Consider the following 23,734-nt stretch of genomic DNA (forward strand, 5'->3'; position numbering starts at 1 on the left):
ATAATAATGCGTATTGCCTTGAGTCTCGCAATTACAGTTTTTATGTCGACCTTATATTGGCCGCAGTTATTAAGTGAACATGCCATTTTGTTGTTGGCTCTCTGTTGTGTCGTTTTATTATTTTTACCAAGGCTTCGTATTCTAACTGTTATTCCTGTTACTGCCATCTATTTTAGTTGTTATGCGCAACTAACGTTAACTGGCGCATTGCCATTTGCTCTGCCCATTGCTAATAACGCTTCTTTACAAGAGCTAGTAGACGGGAAAGACCATACCATAATTGTGCAAATTAGTTCATTAATAAGTGTTAAAAATAGAGGCTATTTTACCGCTAAATTGATGGAAGTTGATGGTGGGGCCTTAAATTATCATCCATCATTGTTGATGAGCTGGTATTCTCCTAATGTGTCGCTTCAGGAGGGGCAAATTCAACGTTTTAAAGTGCGTTTAAAACCTATATGGGGGCGAGGTAACCCGGCTGGATTTGATAGTCAAAAGTGGCGCTACTCTGAGCATATTGCTTATCAAGCCTCGGTAAAGTCTTATTTGGGATACGTTTCTCAAATTCCTTCATTGCGTGGTCGTTTTTATGAGAAAGTACAATCAATCATCGCTACCTTGCCACAACAGGGGGTCATATTAGCCCTTTCCTTTGCGGATAAGAGCTTAATTAGTTTTGAGCAAAAAACGTTATTTAAAAAATTAGGTATTACCCATCTTTTGGCTATTTCAGGTTTACATATTGGTCTGTTTTTTTCCTTTTTTTATCTACTATTAAGCTATTTTTGTAAGCGATTATTAGCGGAAAATTATTTGGGGTGGCAATTATACTATATTGTCAATTATGGCGCGTTGTGTGGGGTGTGTTTTTATGCCTATTTAGCGGGGTTTTCTTTGCCAACACAACGGGCATTACTGATGTTGGCGATTGCCGTTTTTTTGTTATCCTTGAAGAGAAGGTATTTTTTAACAGATCTCTTGATGTTGGTTCTGTTTCTAATTTTGCTTTGGGATCCGTTATCGATATTGAGCCTTAGTTTGTGGTTATCATTTGCGGCGATAACCATTATTTTGCTGATTATCTGGCGTTTTAGCTCTGTTTTTAAAATAGATAATATCGACAAAAAAAGAACTCTCTGGCAAACATCAAGGGGTTATATAAAAGCATTAATACTGATTCAATTAGGTTTAACCTTGCTGATGCTGCCACTGCAGTTGCTTAGTTTTTCAGCTTTCAACTTATTTGCACCCGTTGTTAATTTTATTGCAGTGCCGCTATTTTCATTATTAATTATTCCACTTGTTTTATTCGCTTGTTTGTTAACCATATTCGCAGAACCGCTTGCCAGTGGTTTATTTACGCTTGCAGATTATCTTATTGGCCATTTTTTACATTATATTGCAATCTTTAGTGAAGGGTATGAGGATTATTCTTTTACTGCGGTAAAGTTAATTATGATGGCCATCTGCCTGTTGGTTGTTATTTTGATTATCCATTATCAAAGATGCGCAACGCCTGTTGTCACTTATCTTTTTTCAGTGCTGCTTGTCTTTTTTGTTGGCATATCATTGTATCAAGAAGAACAACAGCAGGAAAAATGGTTTGTTGAGGTGTTGGATGTGGGGCAGGGGTTGTCAGTGTTGATTCGCAGCCAAGGTCAATACATGCTTTATGATACAGGGCCTAGTTATCCATCTGGCTTTGTGACCGCCAAGAGTGAAATATTACCCTATCTTAATTCACTGGGCATAACAACATTAGACTATTTATTTGTTAGTCATAGTGATAATGACCATGCGGGTGGTTTGGCTACAATTAATCATCACTTTGCCATAAAGCAAATCATAATGGGCGAACCATTACCTGGATTAGATAAAGAGGTAGTGACACGGCAATGTAAAGCGGGGCAGCGCTGGTTAATGGGGCGATTAACCATTACGGCGCTCTCTCCAAACGTATTAACGCGTAATAACAATAATAACTCTTGTGTATTACGGGTTAGTGATGGCTTACATTCGTTATTGTTGACCGGGGATATTGAAAAGAAGCAGGAGTTATTATTAGTAAAAAATGCCGAACATCGACTTGCTAGTGATATACTCTTTGCTCCTCATCATGGTAGTCGCTATTCATCTAGTGCTACATTTATTCGTAGTGCATCACCACAATGGGTCGTGTTTACGAGTGGATTTATGAATCGTTGGGGATTTCCCGATGAACAGGTTAAACTGCGCTATAAAAATCAATCGGTTAAAATGGTCAATAGTGGTTTAAGCGGGTTTGTTCGTTTTACTATCGATAAAGAACAAATTAAGATACAAACATATAGAGAAGATCTTGCATCTTATTGGTATCATCATTCTCTTTCTTCTTAGAAAAGAGAATAATACCAATCGGAATAAATCGCTGATCTATTTTACTGGTTAAAATAACTTACTTTTTTGTTGTAAGTTTCGCAAAGGGAACAACCATTTGCGTCAACTTACGCCTCAAATTAAGTCATTTTTCCTGCGCAAAATTTAGATCACATACTTAATTCCGATTGGTATAATACCTAATCGGAATTATTTAACTTATGAATTGGTATGCTCATGACAAACTCAGAACAGAATAGTTGGCTAGTCTTTAAACGTTTAGCCTCGTATGTAAAAGAATTTAAAATGGGATGGTTTGGAGCTGTGATTGGCATGGTCGGTTATGCGGTTGTCGATGCAACCTTTGTGTACTCGATTAAACCCTTAATGGATAAAGGATTAACGGGGGATGATCCGAGTGTTCTTACCTTTATGCCATTTTTTGTTGTCCTGATTGTCGCGGCACGGGGGCTCGCTGCTTTTTTAAGTTCATACTGCATGGCTTGGGTAGGTAACAATGTTGTCATGAAGTTACAACGCCAATTGTTTAACCATTTAATGGTTTTACCCATCAGTTATTTTGATAAAACGAATACCGGCGATCTCCTTTCGAAAATTACCTATGATGCTAGCCAAGTCTCCAATGCAGCCAGTAATGCCATGGTCAAAATTTTCCGAGAAGGGGCAACCGTTGTAGCACTGATGGTGATGATGTTTTTCCAAAGCTGGCAGCTTTCATTAGTTTTTTTATTGGTTGGTCCCTTTGTTGGTATTGCTATCAGTGTCGTTAGTAAACGCTTTAGAAAAATCGGTAAAAATCTACAAAATGCAATGGGGTCTGTCACGACGGCTTCCGAGCAGATGCTCAAGGGGCATAAGGAAGTGTTAATGTTTGGTGGGCAGAATGTGGAAAGCAACCGCTTCAATGGCGTCAGTAATCGGGTGCGCTCACAAAACATGAAATTGACTAGCGCATCGGCAATCAGTGTCCCTTTAATTCAGACCATCGCTTCCTTTGGATTGGGGTTTGTTCTTTACCTTGCCACCTTTCCGGAGATCATGGCGAGCCTAACACCAGGAACATTCGTTGTTATCGTTACCTCTATGATCATGTTGATGAAACCGGTTAAAGCGGTAACGCAGGTTAATATTGAAATTCAGCGCGGTCTTGCTGCGAGTAGTAGTTTGTTTAATATTTTAGATACGGAGCCTGCTAAGGATAATGGCCAACTTAAGATCCAACGTGCTAAGGGAGATATTCAACTTAATAATGTTGTGTTTACTTACCCTACGGCTGAAAAACCAGCCTTAGATGGCATTAGTTTTACTGTTAAAGCCGGTGAAACGATCGCCTTAGTCGGGCGTTCTGGCAGTGGTAAATCAACGATCGCTAATTTATTAACCCGTTTTTATGATATTGATAGTGGGCAAATCACACTTGATGGTGAAAATATTGAAGATTACACCTTAGCTTCACTTCGCCAGCAAGTTGCTATTGTTTCACAAAGTGTACATCTGTTTAATGACACTATTGCCAATAATATTGCCTATGCAAGTGAAGGTAAATACAGCCATGAGGATATTGTTCAAGCTGCAACGACGGCGCATGCGATGGAATTTATTGACGGCTTTCCAAATGGGCTAGATACCATTATCGGTGAGAATGGCTTAATGTTATCGGGTGGACAAAGGCAGCGTTTAGCGATTGCGCGTGCATTATTAAGAGATTCCCCAATTTTGATCTTAGATGAAGCGACCTCGGCGTTAGATACCGAGTCTGAACGTCATATCCAAGCGGCTTTAGATATATTACAGAAAAACCGTACCTCGATTGTTATTGCGCATCGTTTATCTACCATCGAGCATGCCGATAAAATATTGGTGATTGATGCAGGTAAAGTGGTTGAGCAGGGGACTCATAGCGAATTATTATCGGGCAAAGCGATTTACCATAGCCTATGTAAAATGCAAGCTTCAGGGGAGCTGTAATGCCATTTTGGTATCGTCCCGTAAGTTGGTGGTGCTGGGGGTTATACCCCTTTTCATTGCTGTTATGGCTAATTAGCGCGCTGCGCCGAAAATCATATCAAAGCGGATTGCTTAAAAGTCGTAAAAGCCCATTACCTGTTATTGTAGTTGGAAATATCTCTGTCGGTGGAAATGGTAAAACCCCCTTTGTGATATGGTTATGTGAGTTGCTAATAGCACAGGGCTACAAACCGGGCATTGTTAGCCGCGGCTATGGTGGGAAAAGTGGTCAATACCCCCTGTTAGTCACGGATCAAGTCAGTGGTAAAGTCGCCGGTGATGAGCCCGTTATGTTATTTAAGCGTCTTGGTATTCCCATTGTCGTTGATCCCATTCGCACTCAGGCCGTTGATCATCTCTATCAGCACTGTTCCGTGGATATTGTAATTAGCGACGATGGCCTGCAACATTATGCCTTGCAGCGAGATATAGAAATTGTGGTTGTCGATGGGCAGCGGCGCATGGGAAATGGCCACTTAATGCCCATGGGACCACTTCGAGAGCCGCTATCACGTTTACAAACAGTCGATTTTGTGATTAATAATGGTGGGCAATCAGAGACGGAAGTCGCTATGCTGTTTCAGCCGCGTGACTGTGTGCGCGTCGATGGACAAGGTGGAGAATTACATCCACCTACCCTTATAAATAGCTGTGCTGCAATCGGTTACCCACAACGATTTTTTACAACATTAGAAAAACTACACTATAAATTACACAAAACAGTCTCCTTTGCGGATCACTATGCCTATGGTAAAGATGATTTTAAGCAGTTCGATAGTAAGCGACCCTTAGTGATGACTGAAAAAGACGCCGTAAAATGTTTAGCCTTTGCACAACCTAATTGGTGGTATTTACCCATCGAAGCGGTATTACCAGACTCCTTTGCTGTGCAGTTGTTAGATAAAATTAAGGAAATAAAATGTTAGATATTAAACTATTCGATATTATTGCTTGTCCTGTTTGTAAGGGAAAATTAGGCTTTAATAAAAACAATAATGAGCTTATCTGTAAATTTGACCATCTTGCCTATCCCATTGAAGATGGCATTCCTGCTTTGTTGCACAATCGAGCGCGTAAAATAAGCTGTGATGAGGAACGATAAAAATGTCTTTTGTTGTGGTTATTCCAGCGCGTTATCACTCTACCCGTTTACCCGCTAAGCCGTTGCTTGATATTGTTGGTAAAACAATGATCCAGCGTGTTGCCGAACAAGCACTAAAAAGTGGTGCATCAAGGGTAATTGTCGCAACAGATGATCACCGTATTAAAGATGCATTAAAGGCGCTCAATAATATCGATGTGTGTATGACTTCAGCAACCCATGAATCGGGAACGGATCGTTTAGCGGAAGTCTGTCACCATTACCAATTTAACCGTGATGAAATTATTGTTAATGTGCAGGGAGATGAACCACTAATTCCCCCTGCGGTGATAAGTCAAGTGGCAACTAATTTACAAAACAATCAGCAAGCGAGTGTTGCAACATTAAGTGCCCCCATTAATGAATTTTCCGATGTCTTTAATAGTAATGCCGTTAAAGTTGTTTGCGATAAAAATAATATGGCGCTCTATTTTAGCCGAGCAACCATTCCATGGGATCGCGATAACTTCACCCCGGAGAATCAAAGCAAACAGTCTGTGAATAGTGCGAACTTACAACGTCATATCGGCATTTATGCCTATCGAGTTAGTTTCCTTGAACAGTATGCGCAACTGTCCATTTCGCCACTGGAGTCCATTGAAAAGCTTGAGCAGTTACGCGTATTGTGGCATGGTTTTAAAATTGATGTGCAACAGGCCTGTGAAGTGCCCCCTGCTGGTGTTGATACATTAGATGATTTACAACGTGTTATAAATTATTTATCGAATTAGGAAAAGTAATGAAAATAAAGCTATTACTTATATTGTGTACCACTCTTTTGGTAAGCGGATGCGGTGATGATCGACCGGAAAAACTCAAGAGTAATATTCAAACCGCAGACTACTTACTCAATAACTTGGCCAATGATCTTGATAACAACCGCATTCGTAATGGCATGTTACTAAGAGAGTATGCAAGGTTATTAGCGCAGCAAAAAGCAGAGTTACAGCCACTCTTACAACAATTGAGTTTAGATGCCAGTCGTAGTGGGCCGATGATGCAGGGGTTATTACAACGCTCGCAAACGCTTAAAGAACAGCCTCAAGTGCTCGGCGATATCGAAGCGCAATTATTAGAATCAGAAAACCTTATTGCCGCCTCTGATCCCGCTCTTTTTAACGATGCACTGTCAGATCCCATTAATGTTATTGCGGATATGTCCGATGGTCAGTTAGCGCGTGTCAATGCCATTAGCAAGCAACAAAGCCTAAGGGCTAACGGCGCAGAAGACTCTGGGCCAGGTAGTCAGCTAGTCGGTAATCCGGGGTATGGTCAGTGGCAAACCAATAGTAGTGGTATCTCTTTTTGGCAATGGTACGGTATGTATGCGATGTTTTCTGCACTATCGCCACGTCCTGTACAGTATGACCGTTGGTCATCACGTCGAGATTATAGCTATTATAATGACTATGGTCGAAACCGTTATACGTCTCCACAACAGGCTAAAGCTCAGGATAATTTAGCCACTAAAACGCGTAAACAGTTTGCTAACAAAGGTGGTTTTAAAAGTCCTTATGCTAAATCGAAAACTGGCGCAAGCAGTATTTCCAATTCTAGTCGCCAGGCGCAAAAAGCAACGCCTTTTGCTGGGAAATCTAGTTTTTCTAAAGCTAAATCATCAAGTAGTTTTAGGAATAGTAAATCGACAACTTCTCGCGGGTTTAGGCGCGGTAAGTAAGATATAAAATAGGGATAGGCGAAATATAAGCTACTTTATTTTATTGCCTTTATTAAAAAAGTTTAGCAACAGTTAATCCATCGTAGTGATGGCAATTGTGAAAAATAGGATTTAGATATGAATGAATTATTCGCATTATTAGGGCAAGATGCCTCGCTTATTGGTTATCTTTTAATTGATATGGGCGTGGCCATTCTGCTCTTAGGTGGTATGCGTTATACCATGGGGATGATTGGTAAAGTCAATACTAATGAAGAACTTGCCATTAAAGATAATTTTGCCTATGGCATCAGTATGGCTGGTGGCGTTGCTGCGATGGGCATCGCCTTAAGCGGAACCATTACCGGGGAGCTTGCAGGCTCATATTTAATCGAGTTAATCGGCATGCTATGTTACGGCTTTGCTGGCTTGGTGATGATTAAAGCGGGGCGTTATATCCATGATAAAATGGCGCTACCTGAATTCAACAAACATGAGCAAATATTAAATCGTAATATTTCAGTGGGTATTGTTGATGCGGCATCGGTTATCGCCACCGCGATAGTGGTGAGAGCTGCGCTTATTTGGGTTGATGGTCTAAACATAAAAACATTTATTGCTATTTTCTGTGCATGGATTGTATCGCAGCTTATGCTCGTTATCATTACCCGTATTTTTGAATGGCAGTACTTACGTCATAATGCCAATAGTTTCCAATCAACCTTAGAACTTGGACAAGTTGCATTGGCAATCCGTTATGCGGGATACCTTGTTTCCACATCAATGTCAGTGACCGCAGCGAGTTACTTCATTGTTTATGATGCGCAAAACTTACTCGATGGCATTGCCTCTTGGGCAATTATTAGCTTGATTTTAATGGTCGTATTAACGGTATTAACCATGTTCGCGAAATGTATTGTTCTATGGGGCATTGATTGTCGTGAAGAGATAGAAAATCAAGAAAATATCGGTATTGCTACCATAGAATTTGCCATCTCATTTGCCATTGCTTTATTACTAATGGCACTAATGGCTTAAGTTAATGCCAGTATTAACTGTTTTTGATGGGGCCATCCCCAATGGCCTTTTTAAGCAGTATTTGATGAGGCCATCCCCAATGGCCTTTTTAAGCAGTATTTGATGAGGCCATCCCCGATGGCCTTTTTTAAGCAGTATTTGATGAGGCCATCCCCGATGGCCTTTTTTAAGCAGTATTTGATGAGGCCATCCCCGATGGCCTTTTTTAAGCAGTATTTGATGAGGCCATCCCCGATGGCCTTTTTTTATATCTCGACCACTGAGAATATCGATGTTTGATGCAAAAAAATTAAAACTATTAATTGATGACACTCTGTTAATTGTAATTATGGCGGCATTAGCCTGTTGCGGCTTGATTTACGAATACCTGCTTTCGCACTATTCTGCCCGTATCCTAGGGAGTGTTGAAACGGTCATTTATGCCATTATCGGCATCATGATTGTTTCCATGGGGTTAGGCGCATTTGCAGCAAAAAAAGTAAAAGATGCTTTTCAAGGCTTTGTTATTTTAGAGTTAGTAGTGGCCTTTATTGGTTGCAGTGCAACACTGTTTATCGCCTCGGTGATTGGTTTTAGCCAAACCTTACCGCACTTAATTGCAGATACCTATCAACTACCAATGGATGCGCTTCCTCAGGGAGATTTACTGGCTAAATTTAGTTGGTTCAGCACGCAATTACCCTATCTTTTTGCATTTATTTTAGGGTTTTTAATTGGTATGGAAATTCCCTTAATTGCCCGTATCCGTGAAAAGGTTTATGGCCACTATCTTGCGCACAATGCGGGGACTATCTATGGGGCGGATTATATTGGTGCGGGGGTAGGCGCGGCGATATGGGTGATTTTTATGCTACGTATAGAAATCAGTCAAGCCGCTGCTATCACCGCAAGCCTTAACTTAGTCGCTGGTTTTGTATTTTTAATGCGCTTTAAAAAACAGCTTCGCAATATTAAAATCTTACTGTGTGGACATTTTCTTTTGGCTTTGTTGGTCGCGTTAGTTTTCCAATATGGTGGTTTTTGGCAAAAGCAGATGCAAAATATGCTCTATCTGGATAAGGTGGTTTATCAAACGCAAACACCTTATCAAAATTTAGTCTTTACAGAACGACATTTAGGTGGCGGAATGGAGTCGATCATTAATTTTTATATTAATGGTCGTTTACAATTTTCTAGTTTAGATGAGCAAATTTACCATGAGTTTTTAGTGCACCCAGCCATGCTCGCATCAAATCAACACAAGCGCATCCTAATTATTGGTGGTGGTGATGGTTTGGCATTACGTGAAGTATTGAAGTGGCAACCTGAAGCCGTTACGTTGATTGATTTGGACCCCAATTTAGTGGCTTTGTTTAAATCACCCAGTGAGTACTTACCTGAGCAACTCGCCCGTAAAATATCTGCACTAAATAAAGATAGTTTTCATGATCCGCGTGTTAAGGTCATTAACGATGACGCATTTATCGCCATTGATCAATTACTCCAAGAAAAGCTGATTTTTGACACGATTATTATTGATTTACCGGATCCTAGCCACCCAGATCTCAATAAACTCTATAGTGTGAATTTCTATTACCGTTTAAATAATCTACTTAATGCCGATGGCGTTATGGTGGTGCAGTCAACTTCGCCGTTTCATGCTCAAAATGCCTTTATATCGATTGCTAAAACGGTTCAAAAAGCACAATTTAATCATGTTCAACAATTTCATGAGAATGTACCCTCATTTGGAGAGTGGGGGTGGACTATCGCGACGAAACGAGGCATTAGTGCTAAACATCGTTTGCAGAAAATCAATGAAATCCCCGTTGTCACAGAATGGATAACTAGCCCACTTATCGATAGTGCTTTTATTTTTAATAAACATTTTTACGACGATCAAGAGAAAATAAAAGTTAACTACTTAGGATCAAACCAGTTATATCAATATCATCAGCAAGCGTGGGAAAGAGAGACAGAGCTTTCGCCATAACCTTTTGAGCTGCTATTGATTATTTTTATAATTAATGTATATTCGCTCCTGCAAATGGATTTGATTGATTTTTGCGCAACTTAAGTGCGAAAATTAAGCGGTGTAGGATGCGAATTCCACTTAAGTTAAGGCTATCTATTTATGCAAATCAATGGCTATCAACAGATCCAACTCATGCCCACATCGACCTCTGTCGTTGATACCGCAAAAACAACTCCCACTGTAACCGCCGAGCCGGGGGTGCAGGTTAATTTTTCAGCACAAGCGATAAAGCTTGCTGAAAGTGAAAATGCATCAATAAAAACGGCACCGCTTCAGTCGCAAAACGTCACTTTGCCTGAACAACCTGACACACCACTAACCGGTGAGAAGTTGCAGCAATACGTGCAATTTAAAAAAGCACAAGCCCAGTATCAAATTCATGCAGATATGGCCAATATCCTGACCGGTAATGGAGACGGAATATCGGCTCCCACAGCATATTATTTATCTACTAATGAAGATGCTCGTGGCGTTGTTTTACAGCAACATGCTATGCAACAACAAGCAGAGAATATGCAGCGTTATCAAGAGAGCACTCAAGCAATAAATGAGCGTTATAAAGATTGATTATTAATCGTTAGCTATCAATTCCCATCAAACATGGCTATAATTTGCCCCCATTTATTCGTGCTATTAAGGAACTATAAGCCGTGTTTGATTTCCCCACGTTCAGTAAGAACAGTGTCAAAAATGATTTTCTCTCTGGGTTGACCGTCGCCCTTGCCTTAGTGCCAGAGGCCGTTGCATTCGCTTTTGTTGCAGGTGTTGACCCCATGGTTGGCCTTTATGCTGCATTTATGGTTGGTTTAGTTACCTCTATTTTTGGTGGTAGACCGGGTATGATATCGGGGGCAACAGGCGCAATGGCGGTTGTTATGGTGGCTTTGGTTTCATTACATGGCCTGCAATTTTTATTTGCTGCGGTATTATTAACGGGGCTATTGCAGATACTGTTTGGTGTTTTCCGTTTTGGTAAATTTATCAGAATGGTGCCCCATTCGGTGATGATAGGTTTCGTTAATGGTCTCGCGATTGTTATTTTTTTAGCTCAGCTTGGGCAATTTAAAGTTAAAAATGCAATGGGTGAGTTCGACTGGTTACAAGGCTCGCCATTATACATTATGTTGGCTTTAGTCTTGCTAACGATGTTAATTATTCATTTTTTACCTAAATTGACGACAGCTGTGCCTTCAACATTAGTGGCTATCGTTATTGTCACCCTATTGGTTCAATTCATTCCGGCTCTAGATACGCGTACCGTTGTTGATTTTTTACGCACCATGACGGGGGATGAAAATGCCACTGTAGCCGGCAGTCTACCGAGTTTTGCTTTACCTTTAGTGCCATTTTCATGGCATACATTGCAAATTATTCTCCCTTATTCATTAATTCTGGCCGCGGTCGGATTAATTGAATCGTTACTTACCTTAACCGTTGTTGATGAGATGACTGGTACGCGTGGGCGTCCTAACAAAGAGTGTATTGCTCAAGGCGCTGCAAATATGGTTAATGGTCTCTTTGGTGGTATGGGCGGTTGCGCCATGATTGGCCAATCGATGATCAATATCAACTCTGGTGGTCGTGGCCGTTTATCTGGTATTACAGCTGCTTTAGGGCTCTTATGTTTTATTTTGTTTGCCTCTAGTCTAATTGAAATTGTACCGCTTGCCGCACTGGTCGGTGTAATGTTTATTGTCGTATTGGGAACCTTTGAATGGGCTTCCTTCAAAATGATGCGTAACATACCTAAAAAAGATGCCTTTGTTATCGTTTTAGTCAGTGCTGTCACTGTGATCAGTGATTTAGCGATAGCTGTTTTTGTTGGTGTTATTGTTTCAGCTTTAGTCTTTGCTTGGGAGCATGCTAAGCATATTCATGCTGAAGTTGAACATAACTTAGAAAAGACAGAAAAGAGCTATCGTATTGATGGACCATTATTTTTTGGCTCAGTCAGTAACTTTTTAGAGCTCTTTGATGTGCAGAATGATCCACACCATGTTGTCGTTGATTTCGCCAAATCGCGTGTTGTCGATCAATCTGCAATCGAGGCGATAAGCGTATTAACCGACCGTTATGTGCGAGAGGGTAAAAAAGTGCATGTGCGCCACCTCAGCCGTGATTGCCGTAAATTACTGCACAAGGCCGGCGTGTTAGTTGAAGTTAATCTTATTGAAGATCCATCTTATAAAGTGGCTTCAGACACATTAGGTTAGTAAAACAATAACAATCGATTATTTAATCGGTTGTTATTATTTGCATGAAACTCGAATGGGGCGATACGGAGCATCACATTTAGGGCTAAAGTTTGTGATTTTAGAAGTCCAAATTGAATACCAAATGTTTTTATTACGTATTGTCTTTTTTTTATTTCTCATATTATTTCTCTTTATATTTATTGTTGAGATAAAGTAATATAGAAATGTGACATGACGATGACAGTGCAAAGCTATTTTTTATTTGAAACTATTTTGCGAAAGAACAAAGAAAGGTCATATTTACTGTAAGATAATTGCACAAAGCTGAGTATAATTACTACAAATAATTGTATATAAGCCGTTTTTTGTTTTTATGTTAATTTTGTTTTGATCAAGTAACGACATTGAATAAAAAAAGGTAAACTATAACTAGTGCTGTATTTGAGTTGTTTTCGTTACTGTCGGCGCAGCTGAGATAATAAGTAGCATGATGCTTCTATCTTCTCGCCGGGGATTTTCAGTATCGTATATACCTGTTTTCATTTGCAATATAATAATTACTCTTGCAAACTATTAGCGTCTTGCAAGAAGCTTAACAACACATTGATGAGCGTAATTTGAGTGATTATAGGTATATGCCGTAATGGTTTTAATATTATAATGTCCAACGATTTAACCGTTCGTTTACGCGAATGGTTAAAATGTCGGTTATTGTCAATTTATGTAATTGGTAGAGGTAACAAGTGATTAAAAAAATTGGTGTTTTAACAAGTGGTGGTGATGCTCCAGGAATGAATACCGCAGTTCGCGCGGTGGTACGTACCTGTTTAGCAAATGGTATTGAAGTGTTCGGGATTTATGACGGTTATGAAGGCCTTCATAAAGATAAAATTAAGCAACTTCATCGTCATTCTGTTTCTGATATCCTCAATAAAGGGGGAACATTCTTAGGCTCTGCGCGTTTTCCCCAATTTAAAGAGGAAAGTGTTCGTAGAGAAGCTATCCAAAATTTAGAAAAACATGGTATTGAAGCACTTGTAGTTATCGGTGGTGATGGATCTTATATGGGAGCGAAAAAACTCAGTGAGATGGGATATCCATGTATTGGCGTACCCGGTACTATCGACAACGATATTGCAGGTACTGATTACACCATTGGTTTTATGACAGCGTTAAATACCGTTGTTGATGCTGTAGACCGTCTACGTGATACCTCTTCTTCACACAAACGTATCTCTATTGTAGAAATTATGGGACGTTACTGTGGCGATTTAACCTTATGGGCTGCGATAGCTGGTGGTAGTGAATTTGTCATTGTGCCTGAAGTTGAATTTGACGAAAACGCGCTAGTTTCGCAAATAAAATCGGGTGTTGAAAAAGGTAAAAAACATGCAATTGTTGCTATTACAGAGCATGTAACCGATGTGAATCAATTAGCAAAACGAATTGAAGCGAAAACGGGTCTAGAGACGCGTGCAACCGTATTAGGCCATATTCAACGTGGTGGTTCTCCAATGGCCTTCGACCGTATTCTTGCGAGCCGTATGGGGGCTAATGCTGTTGAATTATTGATGGAAGGTAAGAGTGCTCGTTGTATCGGTATTCAAAGTGGAAAACTAGTTAACCACGATATTATTGAATGTTTAGAGAGTATGAAGCGTACATTCCGTCAAGATTTATACGACCTATCGCAAAAGCTAGTGTAAATTAAACCGCTCTCATTGCAAAATTTAAAAACCTACCCTTGGTAGGTTTTTTATTATCTACGATAGCCAAAAATTGAGGTTGAATTATGAATTCGCATCAACAACTCTACCCGCTATTAACGGCTTTATTTGAGCATCAAGAAATACAAGAGAATGGCCGTGACCTTCATGAGGTAATTGGATTTTTATACGCAATTACGGCGCTACCTGAAGAAGTCGAATTACAACTTTGGTTACCCATGCTGTGGCAGCAAGATAAAGCGTTTAATTTTACCAGTGAAGCCTTAGCCAATGAATTTGCCACGACAATATTAACCGCTTATCAAGCTTGCTTAGAGCAGTATCAAAGCCAGCAACCTCTTGCATTAATGATGCGTGATACATGGTTAGATGAAAATAAGCAAATCACAGCAGCGGGCATGGCATTTGCTACGGGCTACTTACGTGCATTTCAGTATGCAGAAGAGGTATGGGGGCAATTGAGTGAAGAATCGGGGGCAGAATTTGCGCAAATTGTGCAAACAACGATGCTATTATTGAGCAAAATGGCACATGTGAAGACGGAAGATGTCGCAATGAGAGAGTTATTCATGCAGCTCCCTAGCATGCACGAAATTGTCGACTCATTGCCTATGTTATTGACTGCAATGGGTCGATTTTCTGGGCAGGGTGATTGTCAGCAGTAAATCGGCTAAATGTTACTGAGCGGATAGATTATGCAAATTCAGTCCAGATAGGGGCGTGATCAGAAGGTTTTTCGATGCCCCTTAACTCATAATCAATCCCTGCCTCAATACTTTTTTCTGCTAGTTTTTCCGTGGCTAAAATGACATCAATACGTAGTCCGCGATTATCATCAAAACCACGAGAACGATAGTCAAACCAACTGTATTGATCAGTTACTTCTGGGTGTAATAAACGGAAGGTATCGACAAAACCAAAATCCATTAATTTAGCAAGCCACTCTCTCTCTTCAGGTAAAAAGCTACATTTTTTTGTTTTTAACCAACGTTTAGCATTCACCTCACCAATACCAATATCGAGGTCGAGTGGGGATATATTGATATCACCCATAATAATAATATTATCATCAGCACTGTGATGTTCTTGTAGGTATTGATTAAGATCTTGATAAAATTGACGCTTATAAGGGTATTTAATAGGGTGGTCTTGACTTTCACCCTGTGGAAAATAGCCATTTAAAACTTGTGTTTTTTCACCATGTTCATTATCAAGGGTCACCATGATCATCCGTTTTTGATGATCATCATTATCAGTAGGAAAGCCATATTGCACTGCTGTTGGCTGCTTTTTACAGAGCATCGCCACGCCATAATGCCCTTTTTGGCCGTGAAAATAAACGTGGTATCCCATTGCCTCAACCGCTTCACGCGGGAAAGCGTCATTATCAACTTTTATCTCTTGCAGACCAATTACATCAGGTTGATGTTTATCGATAATAGCCTGAAGCTGGTGAAGTCGAGCGCGTAGCCCATTGATATTAAATGAAATAACTTTCATAGAAAAAGCCTTAATTGGGAAATATTAAGGCTGAATGTACCTTGCTTAGGGATAGAACTCAATAGGCAATTGTAGCGATTAGCTTAGTGTGACAAGTACGTGGTGAAGATGATCCGCGGTTTCTAAACCACTATCGGTTAAATATCCACCATCGGGTTGTGATATCAGCCCTTTATCATATAAAGATTGTGCAGCGGAGATCATTGCAGGGTTCGCATCGTGATGAATTTTAATACCTTCTAATTGAGATTTTTCAGGGAATTTAGCGAGCAGTTTCATTTCTTCAAATAGGCTATCAGAGTAGTTTTTAATCATTATAATTCTCACTTTTCTATTACATTCGGATACCTCCATCATAATTGCATGTCATTAAATTGCAAATGTTAGCGGTAGTGAAATTGGGCTAGATTTAGCAAAATGACAAACTATTTATAATATATTTGATCGCTTTGCTAGACGCATCAATAAGAGGGGCGATTTGTTCATTTTCGCGGCGCGCATGAATTATACCAAAGAGAAGCCAGCAGAGTGAGACTGGTTTTTGTTTTTATTAAAAAAAGTGGATACTCTTAATTTCGCATTGTTTAACCAAATGAGATAAGTGGCACTGAGTTTTACGTCACCGTGCAGGTTATATTTGTTAACATTCTAATTTGCTTTATAAATTAGTGGGTTAGGGCATGATTTCAAAAAGGTGATAGGTGGCAGTGTCATACCTATCTCAGAAGGCGTTATGTTACAAATCAGGCTTAACCAATTGAATTTAATCGTTATTTTTCTATTTTTTATTGTTTAAAAAAATGAGATAGGTGGCGCTGAGTTTTACGTCACCGTGCAGGTTATATTTGTTAACATTCTGATTTTCTATATAAATTAGTGGGTTAGGGCATGATTTCAAAAAGGTGATAGGTGGCAGTGTCATACCTATCTCAAATCAAAGTTTATGCAAATAGTTAGCGAACTGATTGATTAAATGATGATTAATAGATATTGTGATGATCATTTTAAATAAGATAAGTGGCGCGGTGCATTACATCATGCCATTTATAAAGCTGTTAGATGAAAACCAAAAATGGAGAGGAATAACCAATCAATGAAATTTGAGACGAAAGAAGCCGCTGTATTTTTCATTGATATACTTGGCATGAGCGCGCTTACTGAGGGCGAGATAAATTTAAATGGAATTAATGAAAAAATAGATACTTCTATCTATGAAGTAGAAATAAATGGAAGCAAAGGGCTTTCAAGCCCTAATCAAATTATTGCAGCATGGACTCTTAAACGATTTAGAGAGGTGCTCCGTAATGTTCACTACAAATATGATGTGAAAATATCGCAGCTCTCAGATTGTGCTTTTGTTTGGTCGGAGAGTAGCCGCGAGCTCCTATTGGCTTCGTCAGAACTGATGTGGGAGTTAACGCTTTCTGGTGTGTTATGCCGAGGCGGCTTAAGTTACGGCGAGGTCATAATACCAACAAATGACAAGGAATCTTTTGGTTCATTTATTCTTGGCGATGCCGTAACTCGCGCAGCAAAGCATGAAGCTCGAGGTAAAGGTTGTAGAGTGTTTAGCGATGCAGATGCTATTCATCATTTCCACAAAGATTTTCCGGGTAAAGTTGATTCTCCTGTAGTTTCAACTCTAATATACAATGATATTTTTTCGCCAATAACAAACCCTCTCGATTTCAGCATAGTAGATGAATTTAAATGGTATCTTTTTCATGACCTTCAAAGCATAACCACAGATAAAACTGAAATTGATCATAATAAGTTGGCGATGTACATGGCTGCGCTTGTGTCTACGATCAGGCACTCTCCTTATTACGCATGGAATTCATTAAATAAACATGGTCTCGTCCAGCTTGCCGGCAGCATAGAGGCAATCTCAACAAGCATTGCGATTCACACTAATCATGACGAAGCAAAGCTTTCTGCAGAATATTCAATGGTTGGGCTAGAAAAGGTGAATAGAAGCCATGAAATAGTGAAAAGGCACTTTTATCAATACAATGTAAATGCTCTAACAAAAGGCACCCTTGAAACTCTTAGGGAGCGATTAGAAAGCGAAGTTGTAAAAGTGCTTGAGTGTAACTAATCATCTAACAAGGCGCTGCTACGGAAAATTTACTCGCTGGCGCTCCTAAATTTCCGCAGAGCGCGGCGTTAGTTTGCCATAGAAATTGGCATCTATTTTCAAATTGGAATTTATATGGACGCAAAAAGCTGGACTGTATTAATATCAATATCGGCAGTTTTTTTGTCACTATTCAGCATATTTAAAACTCATATTTGGAATTCGCTAGAGTTTAATTGTCGATTAATTTCGTTCCGTTGGAAGATTGAAAATGATAATAAATTTTACGAAAGTAAGTTTTTTATTTCATGCTCAGGAAATAAAAACCTATATATTGATAGGCTATATATAAATAAAGGAGATGACACTTCTATTAATGCTACAAGTAAAAGTTTTGATATACAAAAACTTCTAAAACCTGGAGAAATCGAAGAGTTTATTTGTAAAATGGATGCTTCAATATTTTCTCATAATGAAACCTACTCATTTATTTTTATATTAATTTCTGCGGATACAGAAAAGTTTCATTGCGGTTTAAAAATGATCACAAATGAACAAGAAGATAATAAATTAATGGTGTGTCCTAAAAGTCTAGGAAGTGGACACTTTAATATTAATTCCTTTAGCTTTTTAAAAAAGAATAAAGTCTATAAAAGTAGATCAACGCGCAGACAAAACTAACAAAGCAAAGCACTGGACGCATAACGGGTGTCACTGTTTTTGCTAAAACAAAAAGCCAGCAAAAACACTGCCAACCTACGCGCCAGTGTTTAGCGGCGTTATAGCTCACTCATATTTTTAAGTTTGTAACTCATAAGGAGTAATAATGAATATTTTAAAATTTGAAATCCTAGACATCAAAAATGGTGATCGGGTGGTAAAAGTAGAAGGACAAGATATTCACGTAAGTAAAGATACTGGCGAGTATGTTATATACAAGATGAAGATGGACAAGGACAAGGAAAATCAGGTAATTGGATTCGATGTCCTTGCTATTACAAAAGGGGATGGTGATTTTGAGTTAATTGCTGACGCAGATTTGAATGATCTTGCAGAGCTATGGGAGGAGTAAAGTGGCTAAACCTCCTAAGAAAATTAATACAGGTACTGAGATTACGGATGGCGATCAAGTAACTGGTTCATTAATTTATCGACGTGTACCTCCTGAAAAGAAAAAGGAGCTTAAAAAGCTCATAAAAGAGGTGGCTAAAAAGCATGGGCTAGTATCTCATATCATTGAAAGGAAGTAGGTGTGGAAAAGAAAAGTATCATTGCAAGATTCTCTGGCGAGAATGCTAAAGTTGAAGAAGCATTCAATGAAATTATTCAACAGGCAGAAGAGTTAGGCTTAATAGGTGAAGACCTAGTAATCAATAAAGTTCCAAATAAAGTAGAGAAGAGTAAGCTACAAAACAAATCCGCTTCGGATATTATGGCCAAGGCATCTGGTGATGAAGAAAAAATTGAAGATTTTATGGAAGAAGTTATCGCCCTTGCTTCTGAAAGGCTAGGTCTTGAATCACCTTCTACTGGGATTAAGCTAATAGAGGGTAATAACGATGACAACGATGAGTAGTACCCGAAATCACGCCCATGCTCGTGCTATTGCATTAGCTAAAATTCGAGAAGGATATAGGTGTGAATTACGGTGTGAATCGGATATAGATATACATGGGCATCATATTTTAGATTATAGTTTGGGCGGTGAGGCTACACCTGAGAATATTCTAGTTGTATGTAAAACTTGCCATGATTTGGTTCATGCAGGAGAGATAATTGTTCATTCATTTGATTACCGTCCCGCAAAGCTAGAGCTATAACAAACAAGAATAGGTGTTGCGCAGCCGACACCTTATTCGGGTGTTGAACAAGCCCGATCGGGAATTGCTTCTCTTTATAGTAAATAGTGGATTTTGCTGAAGGCTAAATTTAATTTGTCACTTTTCTTTAGGCGAGTTTCGCTAATATACAATTGATAGTTCAATTATATCAATCTGTTATCTTTTTTGGTTGAATGCCAATACACCTCTTTTTATTCGCTTTCTGTTATGAATTCTTCGTAGAAGATCACGCGTGATAACACGCTAATTTCTCAGTCGCTTTATACCTACAAAACTCATTTCATGCTGACAACATGGGCAGATGTAGACGGTTTTTTTTCGTTTTGGTGTTATTGCCACCGTGCTTAAATGACTCCCTAGTATCAGCATGATTTGCAAGCGAAGTTGTTTAGCATTACCTCTCAAGAAACCGTAATCACGAACGCGCTGCAGGCCTTTTGGTAATACATGTTGTAAGATTAACCATAAGAATTTAAGTACGGGTAATGTTCGCTTTTTGATAATATCTGTTCCTCCTTCTTTATATCTAAAGGTCACTGTTTTTTCGCTGACATTAATAATGTCTTTATCGGGTAACACGCCACGGTACAGGTAACGAGATAAATACTGGAATGATGACAAACCAAATCCGACCTTGCGACAATCAACGACCCATTTTTTAGCAATATCATTGGGCATAGCTAACTCGGGGTGGTGATTGATTGCATCAATCACTCTTGCTCGCCATACCTTGGCGAGTGCCAATTCATTAAAGAGATATTTCTTATCATTTTTATGCCACTGCTTGTTCGTTGCATCATAGCTTCCACTGGGCACGATGATATGTAGATGAGGATGACATTCTCTTTTACGATTATGTGTGTGTAATACGCTGGTAAAACCTAAGTCACCTTTATTCTGTCGTGAGGCAAAGTCTTTTAATATGTTTGATGTCAAGTAGTTCAGGACACCCACACCTTTTTGACTAAATTGAATATTGTACCTACTATATAAACAGTGTTTTTGTTTACAGTTGTGGGGGTTTGGTATGACACAATCACGTGCTTCGTTAATTTCTCTTGTGGACACACCTTATTATCATTGCATTTCTCGATGTGTTCGCCGTGCATTTTTGTGTGGCGAAGATAATTACAGCGGTAAAAACTATTCACATCGCCGGCAATGGATGATGATCGCATTCGGCAATTAAGTGATATCTTTGCCATTGATGTTTGCGCTTATTCGATTATGTCTAATCACTATCACCTTGTTTTACATGCTAATGAAGCCGAGATTAGCGCCTGTAGCGATGAAGAAGTTTGCCGACGTTGGTATCAACTTTATTCCGGCTCAGAAATAGTTTCGCGATGGCGCAAAGGGGAGCTGACTTGCGCAGGTCAAATAGAGGTGGCGCTTGATATAATCAGCAAATGGCGTCATCGCTTGCTTGATATCTCTTGGTTCATGCGCGCATTAAATGAATTTATTGCCCGCAAAGCGAACGCCGAAGATAACTGTAAAGGACGCTTTTGGGAAGGGCGCTTTAAGTCGCAAGCATTGCTTGATGAAAAAGCACTATTAACTTGCATGGCTTATGTTGATTTAAACCCCGTGCGAGCAAAAATGTCAGAAAGTGTGGAAACATCGGAGTTTACGTCCATATTTGAGCGTATCCACAGTAAATGTAGTCACGATGAAGCGTTGCATCACCATGATAACAGTAAACCCTTATTTGGTTTTTTAGCGGCAGAATGTCATACGCCCCAAGAAGGTATACCCTATGCCTTGCTCGATTATTTAGAGCTTGTTGATTGGACTGGACGAGCCATTCGAGAGGATAAGCGCGGCGTGATTTCGAGCCAACTGCCAAGCTTATTAAGTACCCTTGGCTTAGAGAGTGATACCTGGTTGTCCTTAGCGGTGAGTTTTGGTAAAGATTACCATGGTGCAGTGGGCTCACTCGAAGAGCTGACATTATTTGCCGAGCATACAGGCCGATGTTGGGTATCTGGGCAAAACAAACTGAGTTGTATGCTGCATTAACTCCCAATCATTTGTTTTTTTATTAACTATTAGCGCTTCGTTAAGGAGGCTCTGTGCGTTGATTTTAATAAAACTTGTTTAAACATATTGGATTGAGTCTCAAGTGCGGGAATTTAACTATTTAATTACAGCAAAGCGCTGATTAAGATTATTTTTAAAAAGAATGGCTATTATATTTTTATAAATGAAAAGATATGGATGTCCCCGAATTCACCCAGTTTTCCCGAATTAACCCCCCGAATTACCCCCCAATTAAGAGATAGATTTATTACTCAATTTAAGTATTTAGTGATTAAAAAAAACAAATATTAATTTATTGTCAAATAACTGTGAGTTACTATTTTTTTTAATAAAATCAGGCTGCTAGTGATAAATGCGATAGCCTCGTTAAACGTTAAATGGCCCACGATTTTATACGTGACATTTTCATGGTTGATACGCTCAACCCTAAACTTGGAAAGGAAATTACGATGTACATGGACGGTTTTAAACGGTTTTTATTTATAACAGCATGTTGTTTTATTGCTTTGTCTGGATGCAAGGAGAATTCCCCAGTTTTCCCCGAATTCACCCAGTTTTCCCCGAATTAACCCCCCGAATTACCCCCCAATTAAGAAATTTATTACTCAATTTAAGTATTTAGTGATTAAAAAAAACAAATATTAATTTATTGTCAAATAACTGTGAGTTACTATTTTTTTTAATAAAATCAGGCTGCTAGTGATAAATGCGATAGCCTCGTTAAACGTTAAATGGCCCACGATTTTATACGTGACATTTTCATGGTTGATACGCTCAACCCTAAACTTGGAAAGGAAATTACGATGTACATGGACGGTTTTAAACGGTTTTTATTTATAACAGCATGTTGTTTTATTGCTTTGTCTGGATGCAAGGAGAATTCGACTAATGATCAGGAGATGCTAGCACAGACGAAGGCATCCTATGGTATAGCCAGTGATAGCTTGGAAAATTTAAACCCTTATTTTTATTTAGCAGACACCACTCTCAGTGCATTACATCTGTTGAATGCACAGGAGGGGACCAAGGAGGGCAAGTGCAATTTTGGCACTTTTACTGCTACTTTGCATAATAATATATTGCAAATGGAGTTTCACGATTGCTCTGTTTTTTTGCCTCATCTTAATGGTGTGTTAGTACTTGAACTCACTGATATTGAAAAAGAAGGCTATCTGCTGGCATTGAATGGCAGGCTCTCTAGTCGCAATATAAGCTGGTCTTCTTCACTAGATGAAGAGCCCGAACTTAGAGATGATTTCGATGTTGAATTGGTACAAACAATCACGGGATCACATCGTACATTAACGACACTTAATTTTTCAGAAAGTACTATAGCTAGCAACCATTTGAGTGATGATGAAGTAGTAAAATTTGCCAGTATGAGTTTGCAGAGACAGCTCGATTATGAGTCGGGTATTTATAGCATTGCTTATGATGGTCAAATAACAAAATATAATGGTGAAGATGTCTCAGTATTTATTACCACTCCTGAACCGATTGAATTAATTTATAGTAATCACTTCCTTAATGGGACTTTAATTATTGATGATGGTAAAAGCCGTATTAAAGCCTCAATTTCAAAATTTGATCCCCGTCCATATTCTTTTGATATTGAAACGGAATTCGATAATGGTCAGACCTACCAACCTGGAAATCGTTTTGCTGCTTCTTTTGCCATGGAATCTGATATATTTTCTTTCACCAGCCGTACTGGTTTTTTAAGTAAGCAGGGACCTATTCTTACAGACAAGGCTGATATAAAAGATAGATTTTTTTATTCTGGGCTATCTCCCAATCACGGACTTGTTCAATCACCTGCTGAAGAGGATACACAACTTGGTTCTATGTCACGGGCTATTTTGCCTATATTCAATAATCTTGGGGAGTTTACTGTTTCTATATTTGATAGAGAAACGAATCTAGAGCTAGATTCTGCACTATACTCGGTTACATTAGATGGAATTTGGGTAAATATTTCATTCGACTCATCACTTTCATCTGCGAGCAGCTATAGCATTAATATCACAGATGATAATGGCAGAAAGATATTTTCGGACTATCAGACGTCATTAAACTAGTCATACTACAGTGTAAAGATATGGTTCTCCCCGAACTCAT

At 39.1% G+C, this 23,734-nt stretch carries 24 protein-coding genes; 21 read left to right on the forward strand and 3 right to left on the reverse strand.

Annotation, left to right across the window (positions count from 1 at the left end):
* The first annotated feature begins 6 nt into the window (after window positions 1–6).
* The 12 genes from AB2N10_RS02140 (at window position 7) to AB2N10_RS02195 (ending at window position 14,820) form a co-directional block, all read left to right on the forward strand.
* Window positions 7–2,376: a DNA internalization-related competence protein ComEC/Rec2 gene (locus AB2N10_RS02140; protein WP_369434244.1), complete on the forward strand. Its 2,370-nt coding sequence runs from the start codon at window positions 7–9 to the stop codon at window positions 2,374–2,376.
* Window positions 2,377–2,592: 216 nt separating this feature from the next.
* The gene (gene msbA, locus AB2N10_RS02145; RefSeq protein WP_369434245.1) at window positions 2,593–4,344 is read left to right on the forward strand and encodes a lipid A ABC transporter ATP-binding protein/permease MsbA; all 1,752 of its coding nucleotides are present in this window, start codon (window positions 2,593–2,595) and stop codon (window positions 4,342–4,344) included.
* Entirely contained in the window at window positions 4,344–5,309 is a 966-nt protein-coding gene (lpxK, locus tag AB2N10_RS02150) for a tetraacyldisaccharide 4'-kinase (protein ID WP_369434246.1), read from the forward strand. The genes msbA and lpxK overlap by 1 nt, the downstream gene beginning before the upstream one ends.
* Window positions 5,303–5,485, forward strand: coding sequence for a Trm112 family protein (locus AB2N10_RS02155; RefSeq protein ID WP_354624915.1), 183 nt, complete (start codon window positions 5,303–5,305; stop codon window positions 5,483–5,485). The genes lpxK and AB2N10_RS02155 overlap by 7 nt, the downstream gene beginning before the upstream one ends.
* Before the next feature lie 2 nt (window positions 5,486–5,487).
* Window positions 5,488–6,255 (forward strand): 3-deoxy-manno-octulosonate cytidylyltransferase, encoded by a 768-nt coding sequence (gene kdsB / locus AB2N10_RS02160; protein WP_354624916.1) that lies wholly within the window; start codon window positions 5,488–5,490, stop codon window positions 6,253–6,255.
* An 8-nt stretch (window positions 6,256–6,263) separates the two neighbouring features.
* Entirely contained in the window at window positions 6,264–7,202 is a 939-nt protein-coding gene (locus AB2N10_RS02165; RefSeq protein ID WP_354624917.1) for a hypothetical protein, read from the forward strand.
* Between the two features lie 117 nt (window positions 7,203–7,319).
* On the forward strand, window positions 7,320–8,219 hold the full coding sequence (locus AB2N10_RS02170; RefSeq protein ID WP_369434247.1) for a DUF350 domain-containing protein: 900 nt from the start codon (window positions 7,320–7,322) through the stop codon (window positions 8,217–8,219).
* A 271-nt stretch (window positions 8,220–8,490) separates the two neighbouring features.
* Window positions 8,491–10,191 carry a polyamine aminopropyltransferase gene (locus AB2N10_RS02175; protein WP_354624919.1) on the forward strand — a complete coding sequence of 567 codons (1,701 nt, stop codon included), beginning with the start codon at window positions 8,491–8,493 and terminating at the stop codon, window positions 10,189–10,191.
* 141 nt (window positions 10,192–10,332) lie between these two features.
* The gene (locus AB2N10_RS02180) at window positions 10,333–10,800 is read left to right on the forward strand and encodes a hypothetical protein (protein ID WP_354624920.1); all 468 of its coding nucleotides are present in this window, start codon (window positions 10,333–10,335) and stop codon (window positions 10,798–10,800) included.
* Between the two features lie 83 nt (window positions 10,801–10,883).
* A complete protein-coding gene (locus AB2N10_RS02185) occupies window positions 10,884–12,446 on the forward strand; it encodes a SulP family inorganic anion transporter (protein WP_354624921.1) in 1,563 nt (520 codons plus the stop codon).
* 725 nt (window positions 12,447–13,171) lie between these two features.
* Complete coding sequence (gene pfkA, locus AB2N10_RS02190) at window positions 13,172–14,134, forward strand: 6-phosphofructokinase (protein WP_354624922.1); 963 nt, start codon at window positions 13,172–13,174, stop codon at window positions 14,132–14,134.
* Window positions 14,135–14,220: 86 nt separating this feature from the next.
* Window positions 14,221–14,820, forward strand: coding sequence for a UPF0149 family protein (locus tag AB2N10_RS02195; protein WP_354624923.1), 600 nt, complete (start codon window positions 14,221–14,223; stop codon window positions 14,818–14,820).
* Between the two features lie 28 nt (window positions 14,821–14,848).
* Here the strand turns inward: AB2N10_RS02195 and xthA are convergent, their stop codons facing one another.
* Window positions 14,849–15,655, reverse strand: coding sequence for an exodeoxyribonuclease III (xthA, locus tag AB2N10_RS02200; RefSeq protein WP_354624924.1), 807 nt, complete (start codon window positions 15,653–15,655; stop codon window positions 14,849–14,851).
* Between the two features lie 78 nt (window positions 15,656–15,733).
* Window positions 15,734–15,970 carry a TIGR02647 family protein gene (locus tag AB2N10_RS02205; protein WP_354624925.1) on the reverse strand — a complete coding sequence of 79 codons (237 nt, stop codon included), beginning with the start codon at window positions 15,968–15,970 and terminating at the stop codon, window positions 15,734–15,736.
* Between the two features lie 778 nt (window positions 15,971–16,748).
* Between AB2N10_RS02205 and AB2N10_RS02210 the strand changes: the two genes are divergently transcribed.
* From AB2N10_RS02210 to AB2N10_RS02235, 6 genes are all read left to right on the forward strand, one after another.
* The gene (locus AB2N10_RS02210) at window positions 16,749–17,753 is read left to right on the forward strand and encodes a hypothetical protein (RefSeq protein ID WP_354624927.1); all 1,005 of its coding nucleotides are present in this window, start codon (window positions 16,749–16,751) and stop codon (window positions 17,751–17,753) included.
* Window positions 17,754–17,867: 114 nt separating this feature from the next.
* Window positions 17,868–18,413, forward strand: a complete 546-nt coding sequence (locus AB2N10_RS02215) for a hypothetical protein (RefSeq protein WP_354624929.1) — start codon at window positions 17,868–17,870, stop codon at window positions 18,411–18,413.
* Window positions 18,414–18,558: 145 nt separating this feature from the next.
* Entirely contained in the window at window positions 18,559–18,804 is a 246-nt protein-coding gene (locus tag AB2N10_RS02220) for a hypothetical protein (protein ID WP_354624930.1), read from the forward strand.
* A gap of 1 nt (window position 18,805) precedes the next feature.
* The gene (locus tag AB2N10_RS02225; RefSeq protein ID WP_354624931.1) at window positions 18,806–18,982 is read left to right on the forward strand and encodes a hypothetical protein; all 177 of its coding nucleotides are present in this window, start codon (window positions 18,806–18,808) and stop codon (window positions 18,980–18,982) included.
* Between the two features lie 2 nt (window positions 18,983–18,984).
* Window positions 18,985–19,308 carry a hypothetical protein gene (locus tag AB2N10_RS02230; protein WP_354624932.1) on the forward strand — a complete coding sequence of 108 codons (324 nt, stop codon included), beginning with the start codon at window positions 18,985–18,987 and terminating at the stop codon, window positions 19,306–19,308.
* The gene (locus tag AB2N10_RS02235) at window positions 19,292–19,552 is read left to right on the forward strand and encodes an HNH endonuclease (protein ID WP_369434248.1); all 261 of its coding nucleotides are present in this window, start codon (window positions 19,292–19,294) and stop codon (window positions 19,550–19,552) included. The genes AB2N10_RS02230 and AB2N10_RS02235 overlap by 17 nt, the downstream gene beginning before the upstream one ends.
* 264 nt (window positions 19,553–19,816) lie before the next feature.
* Here the strand turns inward: AB2N10_RS02235 and AB2N10_RS02240 are convergent, their stop codons facing one another.
* Window positions 19,817–20,509: a transposase gene (locus tag AB2N10_RS02240; RefSeq protein ID WP_354624934.1), complete on the reverse strand. Its 693-nt coding sequence runs from the start codon at window positions 20,507–20,509 to the stop codon at window positions 19,817–19,819.
* 91 nt (window positions 20,510–20,600) lie between these two features.
* On the opposite strand from AB2N10_RS02240, the gene AB2N10_RS02245 reads away from it, so the two are divergent.
* The 3 genes from AB2N10_RS02245 to AB2N10_RS02255 all read left to right on the forward strand — a co-directional run bounded on the left by AB2N10_RS02245 (window position 20,601) and on the right by AB2N10_RS02255 (window position 23,694).
* On the forward strand, window positions 20,601–20,762 hold the full coding sequence (locus AB2N10_RS02245; protein ID WP_369434249.1) for a hypothetical protein: 162 nt from the start codon (window positions 20,601–20,603) through the stop codon (window positions 20,760–20,762).
* Window positions 20,735–21,595: a transposase gene (locus tag AB2N10_RS02250; RefSeq protein ID WP_369434250.1), complete on the forward strand. Its 861-nt coding sequence runs from the start codon at window positions 20,735–20,737 to the stop codon at window positions 21,593–21,595. The genes AB2N10_RS02245 and AB2N10_RS02250 overlap by 28 nt, the downstream gene beginning before the upstream one ends.
* Before the next feature lie 782 nt (window positions 21,596–22,377).
* The gene (locus AB2N10_RS02255; protein WP_354624936.1) at window positions 22,378–23,694 is read left to right on the forward strand and encodes a hypothetical protein; all 1,317 of its coding nucleotides are present in this window, start codon (window positions 22,378–22,380) and stop codon (window positions 23,692–23,694) included.
* The last annotated feature ends 40 nt before the right edge of the window (window positions 23,695–23,734 follow it).

The organism is Psychromonas sp. MME1, from assembly GCF_041080865.1.
Taxonomy (GTDB): domain Bacteria; phylum Pseudomonadota; class Gammaproteobacteria; order Enterobacterales; family Psychromonadaceae; genus Psychromonas.